This is a genomic window from Pseudomonas sp. PS1(2021) (assembly GCF_020405165.1).
GTDB classification, from domain to species: Bacteria; Pseudomonadota; Gammaproteobacteria; order Pseudomonadales; family Pseudomonadaceae; genus Pseudomonas; species Pseudomonas aeruginosa.
Map to the genome: position 1 here is coordinate 5,918,396 of NZ_CP084484.1, position 22,110 is coordinate 5,940,505.

The 22,110-nt window shown below is 66.9% G+C and carries 20 protein-coding genes and 1 pseudogene; 12 read left to right on the plus strand and 9 right to left on the minus strand.

Translation table 11 applies throughout. The features are described from left to right. The first annotated feature begins 96 nt into the window (after positions 1-96). The 5 genes from qapR (at position 97) to LE197_RS28170 (ending at position 5,127) form a co-directional block, all read left to right on the plus strand. Positions 97-954 (plus strand): transcriptional repressor QapR, encoded by an 858-nt coding sequence (qapR, locus tag LE197_RS28150; protein WP_003099726.1) that lies wholly within the window; start codon positions 97-99, stop codon positions 952-954. 4 nt (positions 955-958) lie between these two features. Continuing rightward, positions 959-1,612, plus strand: coding sequence for an isochorismatase family cysteine hydrolase (locus LE197_RS28155; protein ID WP_003099724.1), 654 nt, complete (start codon positions 959-961; stop codon positions 1,610-1,612). Next, positions 1,609-2,940 (plus strand): glutamine synthetase family protein, encoded by a 1,332-nt coding sequence (locus LE197_RS28160; protein ID WP_003099720.1) that lies wholly within the window; start codon positions 1,609-1,611, stop codon positions 2,938-2,940. Before LE197_RS28155 ends, LE197_RS28160 begins: the two co-directional genes overlap by 4 nt. A 67-nt stretch (positions 2,941-3,007) precedes the next feature. Beyond that, entirely contained in the window at positions 3,008-3,676 is a 669-nt protein-coding gene (locus LE197_RS28165) for an N-formylglutamate amidohydrolase (RefSeq protein WP_003122323.1), read from the plus strand. Positions 3,677-3,777: 101 nt separating this feature from the next. After that, on the plus strand, positions 3,778-5,127 hold the full coding sequence (locus LE197_RS28170) for an APC family permease (protein WP_003099715.1): 1,350 nt from the start codon (positions 3,778-3,780) through the stop codon (positions 5,125-5,127). An 18-nt stretch (positions 5,128-5,145) separates the two neighbouring features. Here LE197_RS28170 and LE197_RS28175 read toward each other — a convergent pair whose 3' ends face one another. Then, positions 5,146-6,489 (minus strand): sigma-54-dependent transcriptional regulator, encoded by a 1,344-nt coding sequence (locus LE197_RS28175; protein ID WP_003099712.1) that lies wholly within the window; start codon positions 6,487-6,489, stop codon positions 5,146-5,148. After that, complete coding sequence (locus LE197_RS28180) at positions 6,486-8,252, minus strand: sensor histidine kinase (RefSeq protein ID WP_003097020.1); 1,767 nt, start codon at positions 8,250-8,252, stop codon at positions 6,486-6,488. Before LE197_RS28180 ends, LE197_RS28175 begins: the two co-directional genes overlap by 4 nt. Positions 8,253-8,333: 81 nt before the next feature. Between LE197_RS28180 and poxA the strand changes: the two genes are divergently transcribed. Further along, positions 8,334-9,212, plus strand: coding sequence for an alpha/beta hydrolase PoxA (gene poxA, locus LE197_RS28185; protein WP_003161097.1), 879 nt, complete (start codon positions 8,334-8,336; stop codon positions 9,210-9,212). 71 nt (positions 9,213-9,283) lie between these two features. Next, a complete protein-coding gene (locus LE197_RS28190; protein ID WP_049291121.1) occupies positions 9,284-10,072 on the plus strand; it encodes an OXA-50 family oxacillin-hydrolyzing class D beta-lactamase OXA-1014 in 789 nt (262 codons plus the stop codon). Positions 10,073-10,084: 12 nt separating this feature from the next. Here the strand turns inward: LE197_RS28190 and LE197_RS28195 are convergent, their stop codons facing one another. After that, complete coding sequence (locus LE197_RS28195; RefSeq protein ID WP_003122321.1) at positions 10,085-10,585, minus strand: DUF3301 domain-containing protein; 501 nt, start codon at positions 10,583-10,585, stop codon at positions 10,085-10,087. Positions 10,586-10,617: 32 nt separating this feature from the next. On the opposite strand from LE197_RS28195, the gene pdxY reads away from it, so the two are divergent. Continuing rightward, positions 10,618-11,490 (plus strand): pyridoxal kinase PdxY, encoded by an 873-nt coding sequence (gene pdxY / locus LE197_RS28200; RefSeq protein ID WP_003122320.1) that lies wholly within the window; start codon positions 10,618-10,620, stop codon positions 11,488-11,490. A gap of 47 nt (positions 11,491-11,537) precedes the next feature. Then, positions 11,538-12,740 (plus strand): annotated as a pseudogene (locus LE197_RS37365) (acyltransferase family protein). On the opposite strand, the gene LE197_RS28215 reads toward LE197_RS37365, so the two are convergent. From LE197_RS28215 to LE197_RS28225, 3 genes are all read right to left on the minus strand, one after another. Beyond that, positions 12,737-13,321 (minus strand): YqaA family protein, encoded by a 585-nt coding sequence (locus tag LE197_RS28215; protein WP_003114135.1) that lies wholly within the window; start codon positions 13,319-13,321, stop codon positions 12,737-12,739. The pseudogene LE197_RS37365 and the gene LE197_RS28215 sit on opposite strands and share 4 nt — an antisense overlap. A gap of 1 nt (position 13,322) precedes the next feature. Next, positions 13,323-15,026, minus strand: coding sequence for a YbaL family putative K(+) efflux transporter (gene ybaL, locus LE197_RS28220; protein ID WP_003099695.1), 1,704 nt, complete (start codon positions 15,024-15,026; stop codon positions 13,323-13,325). Between the two features lie 378 nt (positions 15,027-15,404). Further along, a complete protein-coding gene (locus LE197_RS28225; protein ID WP_003097040.1) occupies positions 15,405-15,887 on the minus strand; it encodes an acyl-CoA thioesterase in 483 nt (160 codons plus the stop codon). Between the two features lie 160 nt (positions 15,888-16,047). On the opposite strand from LE197_RS28225, the gene LE197_RS28230 reads away from it, so the two are divergent. Continuing rightward, positions 16,048-16,791 carry a hypothetical protein gene (locus LE197_RS28230; RefSeq protein ID WP_003118448.1) on the plus strand — a complete coding sequence of 248 codons (744 nt, stop codon included), beginning with the start codon at positions 16,048-16,050 and terminating at the stop codon, positions 16,789-16,791. Between the two features lie 47 nt (positions 16,792-16,838). Here the strand turns inward: LE197_RS28230 and LE197_RS28235 are convergent, their stop codons facing one another. From LE197_RS28235 to LE197_RS28245, 3 genes are all read right to left on the minus strand, one after another. Beyond that, positions 16,839-17,597, minus strand: a complete 759-nt coding sequence (locus LE197_RS28235) for an SDR family NAD(P)-dependent oxidoreductase (RefSeq protein ID WP_003097046.1) — start codon at positions 17,595-17,597, stop codon at positions 16,839-16,841. A 94-nt stretch (positions 17,598-17,691) separates the two neighbouring features. Then, positions 17,692-19,059, minus strand: coding sequence for a glutamine synthetase family protein (locus LE197_RS28240; protein ID WP_057386913.1), 1,368 nt, complete (start codon positions 19,057-19,059; stop codon positions 17,692-17,694). A 1-nt stretch (position 19,060) separates the two neighbouring features. Then, on the minus strand, positions 19,061-20,455 hold the full coding sequence (locus tag LE197_RS28245) for an aspartate aminotransferase family protein (RefSeq protein ID WP_023089776.1): 1,395 nt from the start codon (positions 20,453-20,455) through the stop codon (positions 19,061-19,063). Between the two features lie 115 nt (positions 20,456-20,570). Between LE197_RS28245 and LE197_RS28250 the strand changes: the two genes are divergently transcribed. Further along, on the plus strand, positions 20,571-21,353 hold the full coding sequence (locus tag LE197_RS28250) for an SDR family NAD(P)-dependent oxidoreductase (protein ID WP_003099690.1): 783 nt from the start codon (positions 20,571-20,573) through the stop codon (positions 21,351-21,353). Between the two features lie 64 nt (positions 21,354-21,417). Then, positions 21,418-22,098, plus strand: a complete 681-nt coding sequence (locus tag LE197_RS28255; RefSeq protein ID WP_003097059.1) for a GntR family transcriptional regulator — start codon at positions 21,418-21,420, stop codon at positions 22,096-22,098. Positions 22,099-22,110 lie beyond the last annotated feature (12 nt).

Here is a 22,110-nt window from a genome sequence, read left to right on the forward strand (position 1 = left end):
GCCGTTTGCGGGAAATGTAGTGAAAAAAACATTCCGTCACATATTGAACAATCTGAAAAATTCACTACACAATCGACCCACCTTCGAGGATGCCCCATGCAAGAACTAAAACAACGCCTGGCCTCCCCGCCCGCCGAACTGACGCCCGCGGAGCGCAAGGTGGTGCGTGCCCTGCTCGATGACTACCCGCGCCTCGGCCTCGGTCCGATGACGCGCCTGGCCCGGCACGCCGGAGTCAGCGACCCGACGATCATGCGCCTGGTGAAAAAGCTCGGCTTCGCCGGCTACGGCGACTTCCAGGAAGCGCTGCTGGCCGACGTCGACGACCGCCTGCGCTCGCCGCGCACCCTGCTCGCCGAACGCCGCGAGCGGATGGGCCGCGACGACACCTGGGCGCGCTACCTCGACCAGGCTGGCCAGAGCCTGCAACAGACCCTCGGCCTGACCCGCCCCGATGACATCCAGCGCCTCGCCGACTGGCTGCTCGACAGCCGCCTGCGCGTGCACTGCCACGGCGGACGCTTCAGCCGTTTCCTCGCCGGCTACCTGGTCACCCATCTGCGCCTGCTGCGCCCGCAGTGCCGATTGCTCGACGACGGCGCCCTGCTCCCCGACCAGCTCTACGACCTCGGCCGCCAGGACCTGCTGGTCCTGTTCGACTATCGCCGCTACCAGAGCCAGGCCCAGCACGTGGCCCAGGCCGCCAAGGCACGCGGCACACGGCTGGTGCTGTTCACCGACATCTACGCCTCGCCGCTGCGCGAACACGCCGACCTGATCGTCAGTTCGCCAGTGGAATCCGCCTCGCCCTTCGACTCGCTGGTGCCGGCCATGGCCCAGGTCGAGGCACTGGTAGCGACCCTGGTGGCGCGCATGGGCGCGCCGCTCGACGAACGCCTGGAGGGCATCGACCAGCTCCGCAACGCGTTCAGCAGTCATATTCTGGAGGAATGACCCGATGTTCAGCCTGCCCCACCACTCGCCGCGCGACCTGCCATTCGGCCGCCGGCAGACCGCCATCCTGTTCGTCGACATGCAGCGTGCCTGGGTCGAGCCGGGGCGCGACCCGCACGTCGATCCGCAGGCAGCCGGTTACTTCTACGAGCGCGTGCAGAACCAGGTGATCCCCAACCAGCAGCGCCTGCTCAGGGCCATGCGCGCAGTGGACGAGAACGTCCTGCACACCGTCATCGAGAGCCTCACCGCCGATGGTCGCGACCGCTCGCTGGATCACAAGCTGTCGGAGATGCACCTGCCCAAGGGCAGCCCGGACGCCAGGGTGATCGACGCCCTGGAGCCGACCGCCAACGAGATCGTGCTGCCGAAGACTTCTTCCGGCGTTTTCAACTCCACCGCCATCGACTACGTACTGCGCAACCTCGGCACCCGCCACCTGATCGTCTGCGGGGTGGTCACCGACCAGTGCGTGGACATGGCCGTGCGCGATGCCGCCGACCGCGGTTACCTGGTCACCCTGGTCGAGGATGCCTGCGCCACCCATACCCCGGAACGCCACCAGGCCTGCCTGGAAGCGATCAAGGGCTACTGCTGGATCAGCGACACCGAGACCGTCCTGCAACGCATCGCCGCCCTCGGCCGGAGCAACCTGTGAACCGCCTGCAGCCGGTACGCCTGGTCAGCTTCGTCACCACCGACCTGGCCGGCATCACCCGCGGGCGTTCGCTGCCCCTGGCGACCCTGGAGGAGCAATTGGCCAGCGGTTGCGGCTGGGTACCGGCGAACAGCTCGCTGACCCCGCAGGACCTGATCGACGAGAGCAGCCCCTGGGGCAGCCACGGCGACCTGCGCCTGCTGCCCGACCCGAACAGCCGGGTGCGCGTCGAGCAGGGTCCCGACGCCGCTGCGCCGGCGCTCGACTACCTGCACGGCAACCTGGTGGAAACCGACGGCACGCCGTGGCCGGCCTGCCCGCGCAGCCTGCTGCGGGCCGAGGTGGAACGCTATCGCGACAGCGGCCTGCAGGTCATCGCGGCGTTCGAACACGAATTCAGCCTGCTCGGCCTGCCCGGCGAGCGTCCGGCCGCGGCGTTTTCGCTGCAGGCCCAGCGTGCCGCCGGGCAGTTCCCCGGCTGGCTGGTCAGCGCCCTGGCCCAGGCTGGCACCGAGCCGGAGATGTTCCTCCCCGAATACGGCCAGCGCCAGTACGAGGTCACCTGCCGCCCGGCGCAGGGCGTGGCCGCCGCCGACCGCGCGGTGAACGTCCGCGAGGTCACTCGCGAAGTGGCGCGGCAGATGGGCCTGCGTACCTGCTTCGCACCGCTGCCGGCACCCGGCGCGGTGACCAACGGGGTGCACCTGCACCTGAGCCTGCAACATGCCGACGGCAGCCCGCTGCTGTACGAGCCCGGTCGACCCAACGATCTCTCCGAACTCGGCGAGCACTGGGCCGCCGGCGTGCTCGCGCACCTGCCAGCGCTGTGCGCGCTGACCGCGCCTACCGCCGCCTCCTACCTGCGCCTGAAACCCCACCACTGGAGCGCCGCCTACGCCTGCCTGGGACTGCGCAACCGCGAAGCGGCGCTGCGCATCTGCCCGGTGGTGAGCGTCGGCGGCAAGCCGCTGGGCAAGCAGTACAACCTGGAATTCCGGCCGATGGACGCCACCGCCTGTCCGCACCTGGCGATGGCCGCGGTGCTGATCGCCGGCCGCCTGGGCATCGAACGACGCCTGCCGCTGCGCGCCCTGGCCGATGTCGATCCGCACGGCCTCAGCGACGAAGAGCGCCAGGCCCGCGGCATCCAGGCCCTGCCGGCGACCCTCGGCGATGCGCTCGACTGCCTGCAACGCGACGAGGCGCTCTGTGCCGAGCTGCCAAAGCCGCTGCTGGACACCTACCTCGCCATGAAGCGCCACGAACTGGCGCTGACGGCGGGCCTTTCCGACGACGACCTGTGCCGCCACTATGCCGAGCTCTACTGACAACCCCGAACTCGGCATCTACCAGCTGCCGCCCTACCACCTGCTCAATCCCCAAGGGCGCAGCCCGGTGGTCCTGGTCTGCGAGCATGCCAGCCGGCACATTCCGCTGGAGTTGCAGCGCCTCGGCCTGGACCAGGCCGCGGCGGAAGAACACATCGCCTGGGATATCGGCGCCCTGGCGCTGGCCGAAGAGCTTTCCCGGCGACTCGACGCGCCATTGCTGGCGGCCGGCTACTCGCGTCTGCTGATCGACCTGAACCGACCGCTGGAGGCGCCCGACAGCATTCCGCCGCACAGCGAGGTCTACCCGGTTCCCGGCAACCGCGAGCTGTCCGAGACGGTGCGCCGCTATCGCCAGGATTGCCTGTTCCATCCGTTCCACCAGCGCCTGACGCAACTGCTCGACGAGCGCCAGGCCGCCGGCGTGCCGACCCGTGTGGTCGGCGTGCACAGTTTTACCCCGGTGTACCACGGCAGACCCCGCCCGCTGGTTGCCGGGGTGCTTTATCGCAACGCCGGCGCCTACGCCAGGCGCATCCTCGACGGTTTGCGCCGGCACGGCCTGGAAGTCGCCGGCAACCAGCCCTATGCGATCGACCCGGCGGAAGACACTACCGTTCCGGTGCATGGCGACGCACGCGGTCTGGAAGCGGTGCTGCTGGAGATCCGCAACGATGGATTGCGCACGCCGGATGCGGTGTACGCCTGGGCCGAGCGTCTGTATCCCTGGCTCTGATGCGATGACCGGCACCGCCGGTCGCCAATAACGAGAAAGAGGCCCGCTTCGCGTGCGGCGCCGATAACGACAATACGCTGCCTTTTCCCGAGGAGCCCGTCATGGCCATCGAACAGTTCGGATACCGGCAACAGCTGCGCCGCAGCCTGTCCCTGAGCGACCTGATCATCTACGGGATGATCTTCATGATCCCCATCGCCCCGTTCGGGGTCTACGGCTGGGTCCATGCCGATGCCCACGGCATGGTGCCGATGGCCTACCTGGTGGGCATGCTGGCGATGCTCTTCACCGCCCTCAGCTACGGAGCCATGGCCAAGGCCTTTCCGATTGCCGGCTCGGTGTATTCCTACGCCCAGCGCGGCATCCACCCCCATGTCGGCTTCATCGCCGGCTGGGTGCTGCTGCTCGACTACCTGCTGATCCCGCCGCTGCTCTACGTGTTCAGCGCGCTGGCGCTGAACCACTTGTTCCCGGCGATCCCCAAGCTGGCCTGGATGCTGCTGTTCCTGGTCTCGGCGACCCTGGTCAACCTGCGCGGCATCACCTTCGCCGCCCGCGCCAACCTGTTGTTCCTGATCGGAGAGCTGGTGGTGCTGGCGATCTTCCTGGTGGTCGGCTACCAGGCGCTGGAAGGCGGCCTGGGCAACGGCCGGCTGACCCTCGAACCGCTGTATCGCCCGGAAGCCTTCGATCTCGGCCTGGTAATGAAGGCCGCCTCGATCGCCGTACTGTCGTTCCTCGGCTTCGACGCCATCTCCACCCTCGCCGAGGAGGTCAAGGGCGATCCCGCCCGGCAGATCGGCCGCGCCGCGCTGATCGCGCTGTTCATCATGGGCGGCATCTTCATCGCGCAGACCTGGCTGGCCACCGACCTCGCCGCCGGGATGAACTTCAAGTCGGCGGACACCGCCTTCTACGAGATCGCCGAAGCGGCCGGTGGCCAGTGGCTGTCGATGCTGACCGCGGTAGCCACCGCGCTGGCCTGGGGTGTCACGGTGTCGATCACCTCGCAGGCAGCGGTCTCGCGCCTGCTCTACTCGATGGCCCGCGACGGCAGGCTGCCGCGCGCGCTGGCCAGGGTCCATCCGCGCTACCAGACGCCGCACGTCAGCCTGTACCTGGTGGCGGTGCTGTCGCTGGGAATCGGCTGGGCCTTCCTCGACGCACCGGACGTGCTCACCTCACTGGTGAACTTCGGTGCCCTCACCGGCTTCTGCCTGCTGCACCTGAGCGTGATCAACCACTACTACCGCCGCCAGCGCTCCGGCCAGTGGTTGCGGCATCTACTGTTCCCGCTGGTGGGCCTGGCGATCATCGCCTACGTGCTGTACAGCATGAGCCTCGACGCACAGTTGCTCGGACTGGCCTGGATCGCGGTGGGGCTGGTCTACCTGGCGTTGCTGCAACGCGGCGGGCGCCAGGCGCCAACGGAGTTGGCGAAGGATCTCTGACGCCTCGCGAGGGCTGGTTCAGGCCGGCTCTTCGCCGACGAAATCGCTGCGGCTGAGGCCATGCCGCAGCATCTTTTCGTTGAGTGTCCGGCGCGGCAGTTGCAGCAACTCCATCACTGCCTTGATATCCCCGCGGCACTGGCCGAGCGCCTGGCGCAGGCACTCCGCCTCGAAGGCTTCCATGCGTTCCGCCAGCCCCGAGGTAAGGCCGCCGCCTTCCTCCGCGTCCCCACGCTCCAGGCCGAGGACATGACGCTCGGCGGCGTTGGCCAGCTCGCGTACATTGCCCGGCCAGTCATGGGCCATCAGCCGCGCCAGTTCCGCCGGCGCGGCGGGCTGCGGCTCGCGGCCGAGGCGCTGGCTGGCAACGCTGGCGAAATGTTCGAAGAGCAGCGGGATGTCCTCGCGACGCTCGCGGATCGGCGGCAGGCGCAGCTCGGCGACATTCAGGCGATACACCAGGTCCTCGCGGAAGCGTCCGGCACGTGCTTCGGCCAGCAGGTCGGGCTTGGTCGCGGCAATCACCCGCAGGTCGACGTGGATACTCTGGTTCGAGCCGAGCCGCTCCAGTTGCTGCTCCTGCAGGACGCGCAGCAGCTTGACCTGCTGCGCCAACGGCATGCTTTCGATCTCGTCGAGGAACAGGGTGCCGCCATGGGCATGCTCGAGCTTGCCGATGCGCTTGCCCTGCGCGCCGGTGAACGCACCGCTCTCATGACCGAACAGCTCGCTCTCGAACAGTTGCTCGGGAATCGCCGCGCAGTTCAGCGCCACGAACGGCTTGTCGGCGCGCGGCCCGAAGTCGTGCAGGCAGCGGGCAACCAGTTCCTTGCCGCTGCCGGTCTCGCCACGGATCAGGACGTTCACCGGGGTCGGCGCCAGGGCCAGAACCTGCCGGCGCAACGCTTCCATCGGCTTGGACACGCCGAGCAGACGCGCATCGACCTGGTCCTTGAGACTGGCCTGCTCCTTCAGGCGCCGATTCTCCAGCACCAGGCGGCGCTTTTCCAGCGCGCGCCGCAAACTGCCGAGCAGGCGCTCGGGCGTGAAGGGTTTCTCGATGAAGTCGTAGGCACCCTGGCGCATGGCCTCCACCGCCATCGGCACGTCGCCGTGCCCGGTGACCATGATCACCGGCAGGTCGCGATCGACCGCCTGCAGGTTGGCGAGCAGTTGCAGGCCGTCCATGCCGGGCATGCGCACATCGCTGATGACCACCCCGGCGAAGGACTTGTCCAACGCTCCCAGGCATTCCTCGGCGCGCAGGCACAGGCGCACCTCGAAGCCCGACAGCTCCAGCCATTGCTGCACCGCTTCGCGGATCGTCGCTTCGTCGTCGACGAAGATCACCTGGTCGCTCATGTCGTTACGCTCGTGTCATCGGGGGCCGCCGGCAGGATCAGGCTGAACACCGCTCCCGCCTCGGCATTGGCGACCTGCAGGCGGCCGCCGAGTTCGTGGACGATCCCATAGGATACCGCCAGGCCGAGGCCGAGTCCCTCTCCCACCGGCTTGGTGGTGAAGAACGGATCGAAGACGCTGCCCAGGTGCTCGGCGGGAATCCCGCCGCCGTTGTCGGCGACGCTCAGCACCCAGTCGCCGCCAAGCCGTTGCAGGGCCAGGCGGATCCATGGCCGCTCCTGGCCGGCAACGGCATCCAGGGCGTTGCGCAGCAGGTTGACCAGCACCTGTTCCAGGCGGATCGCGTCACCCATCACCCAGGCCGGCCAGAGCAGCGCCTGCTCGATCTCCACCCGTTCGGCGCGGATTCGCGGCAGCAACAACTGCTGCGCCTGTTCGACCACGTGACCCAACTCGATACGCTCGCGCAGGCCGCCGGCGCTCTTGCGCGCGAAGGTCTTCAGGTGGCCGGTGAGCGCGGCCATGCGTTCGAGCATCTGGTCGATGCGCGGCAACGCCTGGCGCGCCTCGTCGTGGCGTCCGGCGTCGAGCAGCAGGCGCAGGCTGGCCAGTTGCATGCGCTGGGCGGTGAGCGGCTGGTTGATCTCATGGGCCAGGGCTGCCGACATCTGCCCCAGGGCGGCCAGCTTGGCCGCCTGCACCAGGCCGTCCTGCGCGGTACGCAGGTCGGCGGTGCGCTGCTCGACCAGGCGCTCCAGCTCCTCCCGGCTACGTTGCCGCAGGCGGGCGATACGCCAGCGCTGGTGCAGGAACAAGCCGAGGAAGACCAGCGCCAGCCAGGTGCCGGCGGCGGCCAGGCGCGCGGTGGCGACGTCGTCCTGGATGCTCGCGGTGTCGCGCAGCAAGTGCAGGGTCCAGCCGTCGTTGGGCAGGTCCAGCGATTGCCAGAGGTAGTCCTTCTCGCCGTCGGCGCTTTCCACCCGCGCCAGACGGCTGTCTTCGCCGTAGCTGCGCAAGGTCTGGTGGCGCAGGGGTGTCAGGGGCTGGCGATCGTATTGCCGGGTCTCCGCCAGTTCGAAGCGGTCCACGGTATCCAGCGGTTCCAGTTCGCGGTAGCGCCAACCGGCGTGGTTGGCGAGGAACACGATGCCCTTGGCGTCGCTGGCCAGGACCAGGTCGGGGGTCTGGTTCCACTGCCGTTCCAGATCGGGAAACTCCAGCTTGACCACGATTGCGCCCAGGAAGCTGCCGTCCTCGGCGCGCACCGCGTGGGACAGGAAATAACCGGGAATCCCGCTGATCACCCCGACCGCATAGAAACGTCCGGAGCCTTGGGCGATGGTCTGGCGGAAATAGGGACGGAAACCGTAGTTGTGGCCCACGTAGCTGGTCGGCAGGTTCCAGTTGCTCGCCGCCACGGCCAGCCCGGTACGGTCGAGCAGCTCCAGGGTGGAGGAGCGGGCGGCCAGGTTGATGCTTTCCAGCTTGAGGTTGAGGCGCTGCTGCAACTCGCCGTCGATCGGCCCGGCCAGCGCCGCGCGCAGGTCCGGATCCAGCGCCAGTACCGCCGGCAGGCTGCGGAAGCGTTCGATCAGGGTCTGCAGCGAGCCGGCGTAGAGGTCCAGCTGCTTGCGCACCTGTTCGCCCTCGGCGCGTAGCGCCTGCTGCCGCGCCTGGCGACCCGCCCAGTCCATGGACAGCAGCAGGCCGCCGAGCAGCGGCAGCAACAGCAGGAACAGGCGCAGCGGACGGGACAAGGACATCGGCGGATCGAAACGGCGGCGGGAAGCGGCGACGATAGCACGGCGCCCGGTTACACTGCGCGCCGTACGAGGAGTCCGCCCATGTCGCTATCCCCCTGGTCCCATTCCTGCTCGGCCGGTTTCACCCTGCGCGGCTGGCGCAGCGAACCGAGCGGCAAGCCGTTGCTGCATTTCCTCCATGGCAACGGCTTCTGCGGCCGCACCTACGAACCGATGCTGCGTCTGTTGGCGGAGGATTTCGACCTCTGGCTGTGCGACATCCAGGGCCACGGCGAAAGCGACCACGGCGGCCGCTTCCACGGCTGGAACCGCAACGCCGAGATGGCGGTGGAGGCCTTCGAGGCCGGGCGCGGTCCCTATGGAGATGTCCAGCGACTGGCCTGCGGGCACAGCTTCGGCGGCGTCCTCAGCAGCCTCGTCCTGGCCCGCCATCCCACCCTGTTCGCCCGCGCCGTGCTGCTCGACCCGGTACTGTTCACCCCGGCGATGATCGGCGTGATGGCACTTTCCGAGACCCTCGGCCTGCAATTGCGCGGCAGCCTGGCGAAGAAGGCGCGCCTGCGCCGCAGCCAGTGGCCCGATCGCGCAGCCGCCTACGCCGGCTTGCGCGGCCGCGGTATCTTCAAGGGCTGGACCGACGAGGCGCTGTGGGCCTACGTGGAATATGCGCTGAAGGAGAGCGACGGCGGAGTCGAGCTGAAGTGCCGGCCAAGCCGCGAAGCGGAGATCTTCAGCTCCTTCCCCAGGCGGCTGTGGCCGTCGCTGGACAAGATCACCACGCCGACCCGCGTGCTCTACGGTGACCGCACCTACCCTTTCGTCGCCAAGTCGGTGGCGCGCTGGTGCTCGCTCAACCCCCAGGTCAGCGCCCACGCGGTGGTCGGCGGCCACTGCTTCATGCAGGAAGACCCGGCCGATGCCGCCGAACGCGTACGCGACTTTCTCCTGCCCAATCCATGAACGCTCCTTCCGTGGGGAATCCGGCGCTCATCCATCGGTCCCAGGGAGGATGACCCCCACAGGACCGAGCCATGCGCCCTCTCCTCTTCAGCGCCCTTCTCCTGCTTTCCGGGCATGCCCAGGCCAGCGAATGGAACGACAGCCAGGCCGTGGACAAGCTATTCGGCGCGGCCGGGGTGAAAGGCACCTTCGTCCTCTACGATGTGCAGCGGCAGCGCTATGTCGGCCATGACCGGGAGCGCGCGGAAACTCGCTTCGTTCCTGCCTCCACCTACAAGGTGGCGAACAGCCTGATCGGCTTATCCACAGGGGCGGTTAAATCCGCCGACGAGGTTCTTCCCTATGGCGGCAAGCCCCAGCGCTTCAAGGCCTGGGAGCACGACATGAGCCTGCGCGAGGCGATCAAGGCATCGAACGTACCGGTCTACCAGGAACTGGCGCGACGCATCGGCCTGGAGCGGATGCGCGCCGATGTCTCGCGCCTGGGTTACGGCAACGCGGAAATCGGCCAGGTTGTGGATAACTTCTGGTTGGTGGGACCGCTGAAGATCAGCGCGATGGAACAGACCCGCTTTCTGCTCCGACTGGCGCAGGGAGAATTGCCATTCCCCGCCCCGGTGCAGTCCACCGTGCGCGCCATGACCCTGCTGGAAAGCGGCCCGGGCTGGGAGCTGCACGGCAAGACCGGCTGGTGCTTCGACTGCACGCCGGAACTCGGCTGGTGGGTGGGCTGGGTGAAGCGCAACGAGCGGCTCTACGGCTTCGCCCTGAACATCGACATGCCCGGCGGCGAGGCCGACATCGGCAAGCGCGTCGAACTGGGCAAGGCCAGTCTCAAGGCTCTCGGGATACTGCCCTGACGCTCTGCCGCCTCAGTCGCCGACCTTTTTCTGCCGGGACTGCCGCCACTCGTCGAGGCGAATCACCTCGGCGCTATGCACCGGCGGGTTGTCGACCTCGGCGGCCGCCTCGAAGCGATGCGGGGCCAATTCGATGGCGCCGAGGTGATAGCCATACATGACGATGCGCCCGGCGTAGCGTTCCTCGCCGCTGACGGTGAATTCGAAACCGAACTCGCGGCTCAGCCGCCACTGCCCACGGTGGTCACGGGCCAGGCGCAGGCGCCGGCGCGCGACATTCTCGTCGAGCAGTTCCACGCCCTGCTTGGCGCAATGCTGCTTGGCCAGCAGCAACGCCCGCTCGCGCACGCCATGGGCGCGCCACCACCAGGCTGCGGCGGCGCCCAACAGGAGCATGACGAAAAGGTTACCCAGGGTCACGAGCGGAATCCGGTGTAGGGGGAAGGTCAGCTTACCCGTTCTCCCGGCAGGCAGCGAGTGGGGGGTGTTTTCGCCATGTGAATTAGCCCCCATACTGCGCCGACTCAGCTGTAGGAAGTCGTCTCATGCCACGCACGCCCCACCTGCTCGCCATCCAGTCCCATGTGGTCTTCGGCCACGCCGGCAATGCCGCGGCGGTGTTCCCGATGCAGCGCATCGGAATCAACGTCTGGCCGTTGAACACGGTGCAATTCTCCAACCACACCCAGTACGGTCGATGGACCGGGCAGGTGCTGCCGCCGGAGCAGATCCCGGCGCTGGTGGACGGTATTGCCGGCATCGGCGAACTGGGCAACTGCGACGCGGTGCTGTCCGGCTATCTCGGCAGCGCCGCCCAGGGCCGCGCCATTCTCGACGTGGTGGCACGGATCAAACAGGCCAACCCTCGGGCGTTGTACCTCTGCGACCCGGTCATGGGCCACCCGGAAAAAGGCTGCATCGTGGCCCCGGAGGTCAGCGACTTCCTGCTGGAAGAAGCCGCCGCGGTCGCCGACTACCTGTGCCCCAACCAGTTGGAGCTGGACAGCTTCTGCGACCGCCAACCGAACTCCCTCGCCGACTGCGTGGAAATGGCACGGAGCCTGCTGGCACGCGGTCCCAGGGCAATCCTGGTAAAGCACCTGAACTATCCGGGCAAGGCCGGCGACACCTTCGAGATGCTGCTGGTGGCCGCCGATCAGGCCTGGCACCTGCAACGCCCGCTGCTGGCCTTCCCGCGGCAACCGGTCGGAGTCGGCGACCTGGCCTCGGGGCTGTTCCTCTCTCGCCTGCTGCTCGGCGACGACTTGCGTAACGCCTTCGAATTCACCGGCGCCGCGGTCCATGAAGTGCTGCTGGAAACCCAGGCCTGCGGCAGCTACGAGCTGGAGCTGGTGCGGGCGCAGGATCGGATCGCACACCCACGTCTCAAATTCGAAGCTCGCTCACTCGCAATGTAGGAATCTGACATATCATTCTCGGTCTTCCGACAGAGATAGACCGACGAATGAGCCCCACCAGCGCCCTACCTGCCCTAGCCTGCCTGGCTGTGGCGCTCGCCACCTGTGAGTTTCTTCGTCGCCTTGGCAGCGCGCGCCTGCCCGCTTCCCGGTTCGTCACCATCGACGGCCTGCGCGGTTACCTGGCGTTCTTCGTTTTTCTCCATCACTCGTCCATCTGGTACTACTACCTGAAGGATGGTCTCTGGCAACTACCGCCGTCCCGGCTCTACGCCCATTTCGGCCAGACCAGCGTCGCGCTGTTCTTCATGGTCACCGGCTTCCTCTTCGCTCACAAGCTCCTGCACAGCCGCGGTACGCCGATCAGATGGCTGGATGTCTATGCATCGAGGATCGCCCGGCTGCTCCCAGCCTATCTCCTGGCAATGGCACTGCTATTCCTTTTGGTGTTCACGGCCACCGGCTTTTCCCTGCGCGAGGCGCCCTCGGCCCTGCTTGGCAAGGTGCTCGACTGGTTGCTCTTCTCGATACCGAGCAAGCCTGACATGAACGGTTTCATCGGGACATTCCGCATCGTGGCAGGGGTGACCTAGACGCTGCCCTATGAGTGGTTGTTCTACTTCTGCCTGCCATTCCTCGGCGTCCTGCTCGGGAACCGTCCTTCCCCAGTAGCCATGGCCATCATGGCAGGCATGATCTGGCTGGTACTGAAAGCCTGGCAGCCGAACTGGACGCTCGCCTATATGTTCGTCGCTGGTGGGTTGTCAGCGCTCGCGGTACGCTCGACGCACCTGCAGCGATTCGCCGCGAGTATCCCCGGCAATCTCCTATGCCTGGCGCTCCTGCTCCTACCCGGAGTGCTCTTTCCCAGCGCCTATCAGGAAACGGCGATCCTCATTCTCGGCCTGGCTTTCCTGCTGATTGCGGCGGGTTCGAGCCTATTCGGCCTGCTGACTCAAGCACTGTCCCGCTTCCTCGGCGAAATGACCTACAGCATGTATCTGCTGCACGGGTGCATCCTATTCATCAGCTTCGAACTGCTGATCGGCAGGGACAACGCCAAGGCGTTTTCCGCTCTGGAACACTGGCTGGTCATAGGTGCGATCACTCCCCTGGTAGTGCTCGCGTCGTATCTATCCTTCCGTTTCATAGAAAGTCCGGCCATGCAACGCTCCAGACAACTCAGCGCTCTGCTGGGCAAACCGATGCTGGCGCTCAAGCGCCTGGGCCGTCACCCGACTGCTGGCTAAAGAACGTATTTCCCCAACATCAACCCACCGACCACCATCACCGCCATCAGCACGAAAGCCATGCCCAGACGCCGCTCGATCAGGGTCTTCAGGCGTGGGCCAGCCCAGAACAGCAAAGCGCAGGTAGCGGCGAAGCGCAGGCTGCGGGCGACAAGGCTGAGGCCGACGAACAGCCAGAGGTCGAGCTGGGTCACTCCGCTGGTAATGGTGATCACCTTGTACGGCAGCGGCGTGAAGCCGCCGCCCAGCAGCACCATCAGCCAGCCCAGTTCGTTGTAGCGTTCGGCGACCTGTTCGAAGTTCTCCAGCAAGCCATAGAACGCCAGGATCGGCATGGCCACGCTCTCGAACAGCAGCAAGCCGATGAAATAGCCGGCGATGCCGCCCAGCACCGAGCTGATCGCGCAGATCGCCGCGTAGCGCCAGGCCTTGGCCCGGTTGGCCAGGACCATCGGCACCAGCAAGGCGTCCGGCGGAATCGGGAAGAACGAGCTTTCGGCGAAGGTCACCCCGCCCAGGGCCAGCTCCGCGCGGGGATGGCCGGCCAGGCGCAGGGTCCAGTCGTAGAGACGGCGCAACATGTCAGGCCGACTGCGGCAGCGGTGCGTCGGCGCCGCGCTCGTCACGGTCGAGTCCCAGGCGATGGACCATGCCGCAGGCGATCTCGCGCTCGCCCATGATCACCAGGTTGGCGCCGTTCTGCTCCAGGTAGTCCACCTCGGCGTCGAAATGCGCCCGGGCGACGATGTCCAGCGGCGGGTTCACCGCGCGGGCGTGGCTGGCGATCTGCCCGGCCTCGAAGCCGTTGGGAATGGCGATCAGCAACCAGCGCGCCTCGGCGATGTTGGCCAGCTCCAGCACGCCGGGACTGGCGGCATTGCCGAGGACCACGCTGTAGCCCTGTTCGCGCAGTTCGTCGGCCTTGTCGCGCTTGTCCACCACTACCACGAAGGGCGTCCCGGCGGCGCGCAGGCGAGCGCTGACCAACCCGCCAACCCGGCCATGACCGATCAGCACCGCATGCTCGCGCTCCAGGATCGGCGGCGGCAGGTCCTGCGCCGGCATCTCGCGGACCCCGCCAGCGGCCTCCGCCAGGCGCTGCTCCTTGCGTTGCTGCAGGCGATCGATGGCGATGAACAGCAGCGGATTGACCAGGATCGACAGGATCGCCCCGGCCAGCACCAGGTCGCGGCTCTGCTCCGGCACCAGTTCGAGGCCAATGCCCAGGCCGATGAGAATGAAGGAAAACTCGCCGATCTGCGCCAGGCTGGCGGCGATCACCAGTGCGGTGCTGTTCGGATGGCCGAAAGCGCGGACGATCAGGTAGGCGGCCACCGACTTGCCGAAGACGATGACCAGGAAAGTGGCCAGGACCGTCAGTGGCTCCTGCAACAGGATCATCGGATTGAACAGCATCCCCACCGAGACGAAGAACAGCACCGCGAAAGCGTCGCGCAGCGGCAACGAGTTCTCCGCCGCCTCGTGGCTGAGCTCGGACTCGTTGAGAATCATCCCGGCGAAGAAGGCACCTAGCGCGAAGGACACCCCGAACAGCACCGCCGAGCCATAGGCGATGCCCAGGGCAATGGCCAGCACGGCCAGGGTGAAGAGCTCCCGCGAACCGCTGGCGGCGATCCTCTCCAGCACCCAGGGCACCACCCGGCGACCGCCGAAGATCATCAGGGCGACGAAGGCGGCGACCTTGCCCAGGGTAATCAGCAGCGGCCAGAGCAGACCGGCGTCGCCGCCGTCGGTCTTGCCGCCGAGGGTGCCGGCGAGCGCCGGCAGGAGCACCAGGGTCAGGACCATCGCCAGGTCCTCGACGATCAGCCAGCCGATGGCGATCCTGCCACGCTTGGTGTCCAGCAACTGGCGCTGCTCCAGGGCGCGCAACAGCACCACGGTACTGGCCACCGACAGGCTCAGGCCGAATACCAGGCCGCCGCCGAAGCTCCAGCCGAGCAGCTTGGCCAGGCCGATGCCAAGCAGCGTGGCGACGCCGATCTGCACCAGCGCCCCGGGAATGGCAATGGCCTTCACCGAGAGCAGGTCCTTGAGCGAGAAGTGCAGGCCGACGCCGAACATCAGCAGGATCACGCCGAGTTCGGCGATTTCCTGCGACAGCGCCTGGTCGGCGACATAGCCGGGAGTGAACGGCCCGGCCAGGACGCCCGCGAGCAAGTAGCCGACCAGCGGCGAAATGCGCAGGCGATTGGCCAGGGCCCCGAAGAGGAAGGCGAGGACGAACCCCGCGGCGAGTGTAGTGAGTAACGGCGTATGGTGCATCAGGACTCCCGGCAACACGGGGAACGCGTCCTCCGCGGCCTGGCCGGCGGACGACGACGTTCGAAATGGATCACGGACCCGCGCCCGTGACGGCAAGGCGGAAAGGCTTTCCGCCAACGGAGCCGGGCAGAGCGACCGGCCCATGGCATTCGAGCGACCCGACGGCGGCTATGGTTCCTGGCGAAACCCGGCGCGATACCGACAGGTTAACCCGTTGACGTTGCTGGAGTTTTAACAGGCACGCCGGTTTCTTATCAAGAAATGTCAGGAATGGACGCCAGCAGAGGCAAACCTCTGCGTTTTCTTATGAAAAGCTGCGAAAATTCGCGAAACGGCAGCAGGTCCGAAGCGGGCTCGACCGGACACCGGCAGCCTTCCTCATCCGTCTTCGCGAATCGCCTGGTAGCGGGCCTCCAGCTCCGCGCGCAGCTGGCGGCGTTGTTGGGCCTGGGCGAAGCGGCGCTTCTGCTCGGCGGTTTCCAGCTCCAGCGGGCGGACGGCCACCGGCTTGCGCTCGTCATCCAGGGCGACCATGGTGAAGAAACAGCTGTTGGTATGACGCACGGACTGCTCGCGGATGTTCTCGGTGATGACCTTGACGCCGATTTCCATGGAAGTCCGCCCGGTGTAGTTGACCGAAGCGAGGAAGGTCACCAGTTCGCCGACATGCACCGGCTCGCGGAAGATCACCTGATCCACCGACAGGGTCACCACGTAGCGACCGGCATAGCGACTGGCGCATGCATAGGCGACTTCGTCGAGATACTTCAGGAGGGTGCCGCCATGGACATTGCCGGAGAAATTGGCCATGTCCGGAGTCATCAGCACGGTCATCGACAGTTGGTTGTTTCCGGGTTGCATAGCGCTTTTTCTCTCATCAGGACGGGCGGGGGACACCATAGACGCAAACGAAGACGGCAGCGGCCACAAATTTTCAATCGTCATGATCGAAATCGCGCCGGGTCGTGCAGACATCCGCGGGCTTTTCTAGACTGGCCCTTTTCCACCGGGAATCGCTCCAATGCCTGCCGCCATACGCATCCTTCTCCTGGCCCTGGCCGTGCTTGCCGGCATCGGTGCCGCTGCCATCCAGGCCGAGGATACGCCCTGCGCCACCGCCGCGGAATGCAACACGCGCGGCACCCAGGCTTATCGACAGGGGAGTTATCCACAGGCGCTGGACGCCTTCGCCTGGCAATTGCGCCTGGCCGAGCGCCAGGAGCAGGGCGGAGCCGACTCGGAACAGGCGCTGAACAATCTCGCGCTGACCAGCCTCAAGGCCGGGCAACCGGGACGCGCCCGCGCCTGGATGAACCTGGCGCTGGATCGCGGCTACAGCGGCAAAGCCACGCGCTACAACCTGGAACAGGTTGCCCTGAAAGTCGACTATCCGTCCCTCCAGGGCCTCGCCGGGCACTACCTGCGCTACGCCGGGCAGGCCGAATGGGAAAGCCTGCAGATCGAACCGGTGAAGGGCGGCTACCAGGCGAGCTTCGCCCTGATGCGCATCGGCAATCCGGAGAAACTGATGGAATATGGGCCCGCGGCGGTCGGCGAGCTGTCCGGTCGGCTGGAGGGGCAAGGCGCGCTCTACCGGCTGCGCAGCGAAGGCCTGGGCGCCGGCTGCAGCCTGCTGGTATGGCAGGAAGGCATCGACCTGCGAGTGGTGGAGAGCCTTGGCGGGAACTGCCAGGGTTACGGCGGCATGGGCATCGCCGCCGCCGGTAACTGGGTGAAGATATCCAGTCAGGCCAGGGACGACTGAAACTTTTCCACAGGCCGCTCCAGCGGAGCGACCCGTGGAAAATCCACTCAGCGGCCAGCGGACAGGCCGAAGTCCACCGCCAGGTCGGCACCCGTGATCGCTTCGGCCTGAGGGCCGCAGAGATACCAGACCAGCTCGGCGACTTCTTCCGGGCGGATGAAGCGTGCCGCCTTGCCCTGTGGATAATCCTTCAGCAGCGCGCGCTTGTAGCCATCCGGATTGCCCATCCCATAGCGTTCGGCCTGGTAGTCGAGCATCGGCGTGGCGATATCCGCCGGCGACACGGCGTTGACCCGCACGCCCTGCTCGGCCAGTTCCAGCGCCAGGGTCTTGCTCAGCATGGTCAGCGCCGCCTTGCTCGCGCAATACGCCGCCGAACCCCGGTAGGCCTGGCGTCCGGAGTCGCTGGAGATGTTGACGATGCTGCCCTGGTTTTCCTTCAGGTAGGGAATCGCGGCCTGGCACATGTAGAAGGAGGCCTTGAGGTTGACTCCCAGGACCAGGTCGAAATCCTCCTCGGTGAAGTTTTCCACAGGCCCCTCGCGCCAGACGCCCGCGGCATTCACCAGGGCGTCGAGACGTCCGGTACGGGCGAGAATCTTCGACATCAGGGTATGGCAGTTATCCGCGCTGCGCAGGTCGGCGACCCCGCTGGCGTCCAACGGCACCTGCGCGTTCAGCGCGTGCAGGCCCTCCTTATCCACATCCGTGGCGGCGATGCGCCAATGACTCTGGGCGAAACGCTTGGCGATTGCCCGGCCCAAGCCGCCGGCTGCACCAGTGATAAGAACGACGGGCGTGCTCATCTGCTTTTCCTTACTCCTGTGCCGCGTGGAAAACACCGACGGCCAATCGGCCGCCCGCTTCAATGACTGACCGGCAACGCCGGCAGCCGTTCATTCAGGCCTGGTTGAGATACCAGCGCCAGTCCTGCTCGCCGACCTCGCCCATGAAGGCACGGTATTCGGCCTGCTTGATCGCCAGGTAGATCTTCAGGAAATCCTCGCCGAGCGCCTCGCGCGCCCAGGCCGAGCCCTCCAGCGCGCGCAGCGCGGTCAGCCAGTCGCTCGGCAACGCCTGGGTGGCTTGAGCGTAGCCGTTGCCGGTGATCGGCGCACCGGGGTCGAGTCGCTCGCGAATCCCCAGGCGCACCGCCGCGAGCAACGCCGCCGCCGCCAGGTAGGGATTGGCGTCGGCGCCGCAGATGCGGTGCTCGATGTGCCGGCTGGACGCCGGGCCGCCGGGAACCCGCAGCGACACGGTGCGGTTGTTGATTCCCCAGGTCGGCGCCAGCGGCGCGTAGCTGTTCGCCTGGAAGCGGCGGAACGAGTTGGCGTTCGGACAGAACAGCGCCAAAGACTCCAGCAGGCACGCCTTCATTCCACCGATGGCCTGGCGCAGCAGCGGGGTCCCGGCCGGGTCCTCGCTGGCGAACAGATTGTTGCCAGCGGCGTCGGCCAGGCTGACGTGCAGGTGCAGGCCGCTGCCGGAAAGATCGGCGAACGGCTTGGCCATGAAGCAGGCCTGCAACCCATGGCGATTCGCCACGCCCTTGACCAGGCGCTTGTAGCGCACGCCTTCGTCGATCGCCTGGAGCGTGTCGAAGCGATGCTGCAGGGTAATTTCCACCTGCCCCGGCGCGTACTCCGAAATCGCCGTGCGCGCCGGCAGGCCCTGGGCCTCGCAGGCGGCATACAAGTCATCGAGGAATGGCTGCGACTGCTCCAGCTCGTAGACGCCATAGACCTGGGTCGCCCGCGGCCGCTGGCCATTCATCTGTAACGCCGGCAACGGCCGGCCGTCGCTGTCGCGTTCGCGGTCGAGCAGGTAGAACTCCAGTTCCACCGCCATCACCGGGTGGAAACCCTCCGCCTGCAGACTGTGGATAACCCGCTGCAACACATGCCGGGGATCGCCCGCCGCGGCCGGTAGCCCGAGCTCGGGATGCATGCTTACCTGCACCTGGCCGGTCGGTGACTGCCGCCAGGGTTGCAGGGTCAGGCTGCCGGGCAGCGGGAAGGTCCAGCAATCGGCATCGCCGACGTCCCAGACCAGGCCGGTCTCCTCGACGTCATCGCCATTGATGGTCAGGCCGAGGATGGTGCTCGGCAGCGGCCGCCCGCTTTCGTAGACCGCCAGCAGCTCGTCGCGATGCAGCAGCTTGCCGCGCGGCACGCCGTTGGCGTCGATCAGGAACAGCTCGATGCTGCGCACCTCGGGGTGTGCGGCGAGGAACTCGCGGGCTTCCCGCGGATCGGCGAAATGCATCTCAGGCCTCCCGCGCGCCGGGTATGGCGAGCAGCTCGCCGAGCGCCTCGTCGAGGCTGGAGAGCAGGCGGTCGACATCTTCTTGGCGAGTGTCCGGGCAACACAGGGTCATGTTGTGGAACGGCGTGATGAGGATGCCGCGGTTGATCAGATACAGGTGCAAGGCCATCTGCAGGCTGTCGTGGAACGCCGCCTCGGCGGCCGCGCCGTCGCGTGGGGGTTGCGGGCAGAACTGGAACTCGCTGCGCGCGCCGAGCTCGGTCACCGACCAGGCCAGGCCGTACTTGTGGATAATCCTGCGGAAGCCCTCGGCCAGACGCGCCGCCAGGGGCAGCATGTGGGCGTAGGCGGTATCGGTCATCACCTCTTCCAGGTTGGCGCGCATACAGCGCATCGCCAGGGCGTTGGCCGACAGCGTGGTACCCATGCCGCTGTGGCCGTGGCCTTCGCTCTGCTCGCTGGCACGTGCCCTGGCCAGTTGCATGGCGCTGGCCATCGCCGCGCTGCAACCATACACCGAGCACGGTACGCCGCCGGCGATCGGCTTGCCGAGGGTGATGAAGTCCGGCTCGAGCTTCCAGGCGCGGGTACAGCCGCCAGGACCTGTGGAGATGGTGTGGGTCTCGTCGATGATCAGCAGCGTGCCGTGACGACGGGTCAGCTCGCGCAGCTTCTGGTGGAAGCCGGGTTGCGGCAGGACCATGCCGATGTTGGTCATCGCCGGCTCGCAGAGCACGGCGGCCACGTCTTCGCTGGCCAGCGCCCGCTCCAGGGCCTGGAGGTCGTTGAACGGCACCGCGCGGCTGAACTGGGTGAGGTCGTGGGCCTGGCCGAGCAGGCCGGAGCGATGCACGGTGCGGCCGTCGCGGCAGCGAACCAGGGTGTCGTCGACCGTGCCGTGGTAGCAACCGTCGAATACCAGCACCACCTTGCGACCGGTGATCGCACGCGCCCAGCGCAGGACGAAGCGGTTGGCGTCGGTAGCGGTGGTCGCTACCTGCCAGAACGGCAGGCCGAAGCGCTGCGCCAGCAGCTCGCCTGCGACGATGGCATCCTCCCCCGGAAGCATGGTGGTCAGGCCGTTCGCGCCCTGCTCGGCGAGCGCCCGGGCGATCGGCGCCGGAGAATGGCCGAACATGCTGCCGGTATCGCCCAGGCAGAAGTCCACGTAGGCGTGGCCGTCCACATCATGGAAACGCGCGCCGTGGGCACGCTCCACGAACAGCGGACAGGGTGTTGACCAATCGCTCATCCAGTGCATCGGTACGCCGTCGAACAAGGCGCGCCGGGCTCGCTCGGCGAGCGCGACGGACTGTGGATTCTGCGCAAGGAAACGTTGCTGCTCGCGGGCCATGAAGGTTTCCACGGCGGCTTCGGCGATGCCACTGGCGGTCATTTCGAACACCTCGTTTTTTATTTCGCACAACTTTCATTTGTGATCACAAAAAAGTCAATACAGTATTTGAAAGCACTGATAATCTGTTTTCCATGTCAATTTTGTGATCACAAAAATGAATGACTTTTCGAAGTGGACAGGTCAGGTCGCGCTCATCAGCGGCGCCGGCAGCGAACTCGGCATCGGTTTCGCCATTGCCCGGCGGCTGGCCCGCGAAGGCGTGCGCCTGCTGATCACCGCCAGCAGCGAGCGGATTAGGCAACGAGCGGAGGAACTGAGCGCATGTGGTCACGACGTGCGCGCCGCGAGCGCCGACCTGACCGACGAAGCCCAGGTGCAGGGCCTGCTGGACTGGGCCGAAGCCCAGTGGGGACGGGTCGACATCCTGGTGAACAATGCCGGCATGGCCCAGTTGGACAGCGCGGAGCCCTTCAGCGCAGTGGAAGCGACCTCGCTGCGGGATTGGCAACTGTCCCTGTCGCGCAACCTGACCAGCGCTTTCCTGCTCACCCGCGGCCTGCTGCCGGGCATGCGCGAGCGCGGCTACGGGCGGATCGTCAACGTCGCCTCCACCACCGGAACCCGCGGCAGCAACCCGGGCGAAGCCGCGTATAGCGCGGCCAAGGCCGGTCTGGTCGGCTGGAGCATGGGCCTGGCGCTGGAGGTGGCGAAGAGCGGCATCACGGTGAACAGCGTCGCGCCGGGCTGGATCGCCACCGCCTCGAGCACCGCCGAAGAACGCCAGGCCGCCCTGGCCAGCCCCAGCGGACGTGCCGGCCGGCCCGAAGAGGTGGCCGCCGCGGTGGCCTTCCTCGCCTCGCCCGAAGCCAGCTTCGTCAACGGCGAACTGCTGGTGGTGGATGGCGGCAACTGCCTGATCGAAAACAAACGGAGCTGAACATGCGCAACTGCAGCCTGACGCTTTCCCAGCTTCCGGCGCCACCGGCGACCCGGAGCTGACCATGGCCGAGAATCTCCAGGAACGACTCTACCAACGACTGCGGGAAGACTTGCTGGCCGGACGTTTCCAGCCCGGCGAGCGACTGAAGATCCGCGACCTGGCGAACCAGTGGGGCACCAGCCCGATGCCGGTTCGCGCCGCCCTGCAACGGCTGGTGGCGGAAGGGGCGCTGGAGGGCGAGGCACAACGCTCGCTCAGGGTGCCGCTGATGACCCGCGAGCGTTTCCTGCAGATCCTCCAGGTGCGCCTGTCCCTCGAAGGGCTGGCGGCCGAAAGCGCCAGCGGCCGGCTGGACGAGCAGGCACTGGAAGGACTCGAAGGTTGTCTGCGGCGAATGGAGGACGCCTTGCGCCGACGCGAGGTACAGGCCTACCTGGAAGCCAATAGCGAATTCCACCTGACGCTCTACCGCGCCTGCGGCAACCCGGTGCTGCTGCGTCTCATCGAGACGCTCTGGCTACAGGTCGGGCCGTTCTTCAACCGGCTGTTCACCGAGGCCGACCTCTCCCTACGTCTGAACGATTTCCACGAGGACGCCCTGGACGCGCTACGCCGCGGCGACGGCCCGGCCGCGCGCGCGGCGATCGAACAGGACCTGGCCTACTTCGGTCAGTACCTGCTGAACCTCCTGGAGCTGGAGGCCCGGCCACGAAAGCGACACCGTTCCGGCGAGCACGCCTGACGGGAGATAAGC

What these genes read in the sequence shown, in the direction of transcription:
- qapR (WP_003099726.1), top strand. Translation starts at nt 97, where the DNA reads ATGCAAGAACTAAAACAACGCCTGGCCTCCCCGCCCGCCGAACTGACG.
- LE197_RS28155 (WP_003099724.1), top strand. Translation starts at nt 959, where the DNA reads ATGTTCAGCCTGCCCCACCACTCGCCGCGCGACCTGCCATTCGGCCGC.
- LE197_RS28170 (WP_003099715.1), top strand. Translation starts at nt 3,778, where the DNA reads ATGGCCATCGAACAGTTCGGATACCGGCAACAGCTGCGCCGCAGCCTG.
- LE197_RS28175 (WP_003099712.1), bottom strand. Translation starts at nt 6,489, where the DNA reads ATGAGCGACCAGGTGATCTTCGTCGACGACGAAGCGACGATCCGCGAA.
- LE197_RS28180 (WP_003097020.1), bottom strand. Translation starts at nt 8,252, where the DNA reads ATGTCCTTGTCCCGTCCGCTGCGCCTGTTCCTGCTGTTGCTGCCGCTG.
- poxA (WP_003161097.1), top strand. Translation starts at nt 8,334, where the DNA reads ATGTCGCTATCCCCCTGGTCCCATTCCTGCTCGGCCGGTTTCACCCTG.
- LE197_RS28190 (WP_049291121.1), top strand. Translation starts at nt 9,284, where the DNA reads ATGCGCCCTCTCCTCTTCAGCGCCCTTCTCCTGCTTTCCGGGCATGCC.
- LE197_RS28195 (WP_003122321.1), bottom strand. Translation starts at nt 10,585, where the DNA reads ATGGGGGCTAATTCACATGGCGAAAACACCCCCCACTCGCTGCCTGCC.
- pdxY (WP_003122320.1), top strand. Translation starts at nt 10,618, where the DNA reads ATGCCACGCACGCCCCACCTGCTCGCCATCCAGTCCCATGTGGTCTTC.
- LE197_RS28215 (WP_003114135.1), bottom strand. Translation starts at nt 13,321, where the DNA reads ATGTTGCGCCGTCTCTACGACTGGACCCTGCGCCTGGCCGGCCATCCC.
- ybaL (WP_003099695.1), bottom strand. Translation starts at nt 15,026, where the DNA reads ATGCACCATACGCCGTTACTCACTACACTCGCCGCGGGGTTCGTCCTC.
- LE197_RS28225 (WP_003097040.1), bottom strand. Translation starts at nt 15,887, where the DNA reads ATGCAACCCGGAAACAACCAACTGTCGATGACCGTGCTGATGACTCCG.
- LE197_RS28230 (WP_003118448.1), top strand. Translation starts at nt 16,048, where the DNA reads ATGCCTGCCGCCATACGCATCCTTCTCCTGGCCCTGGCCGTGCTTGCC.
- LE197_RS28235 (WP_003097046.1), bottom strand. Translation starts at nt 17,597, where the DNA reads ATGAGCACGCCCGTCGTTCTTATCACTGGTGCAGCCGGCGGCTTGGGC.
- LE197_RS28240 (WP_057386913.1), bottom strand. Translation starts at nt 19,059, where the DNA reads ATGCATTTCGCCGATCCGCGGGAAGCCCGCGAGTTCCTCGCCGCACAC.
- LE197_RS28245 (WP_023089776.1), bottom strand. Translation starts at nt 20,455, where the DNA reads ATGACCGCCAGTGGCATCGCCGAAGCCGCCGTGGAAACCTTCATGGCC.
- LE197_RS28250 (WP_003099690.1), top strand. Translation starts at nt 20,571, where the DNA reads ATGAATGACTTTTCGAAGTGGACAGGTCAGGTCGCGCTCATCAGCGGC.
- LE197_RS28255 (WP_003097059.1), top strand. Translation starts at nt 21,418, where the DNA reads ATGGCCGAGAATCTCCAGGAACGACTCTACCAACGACTGCGGGAAGAC.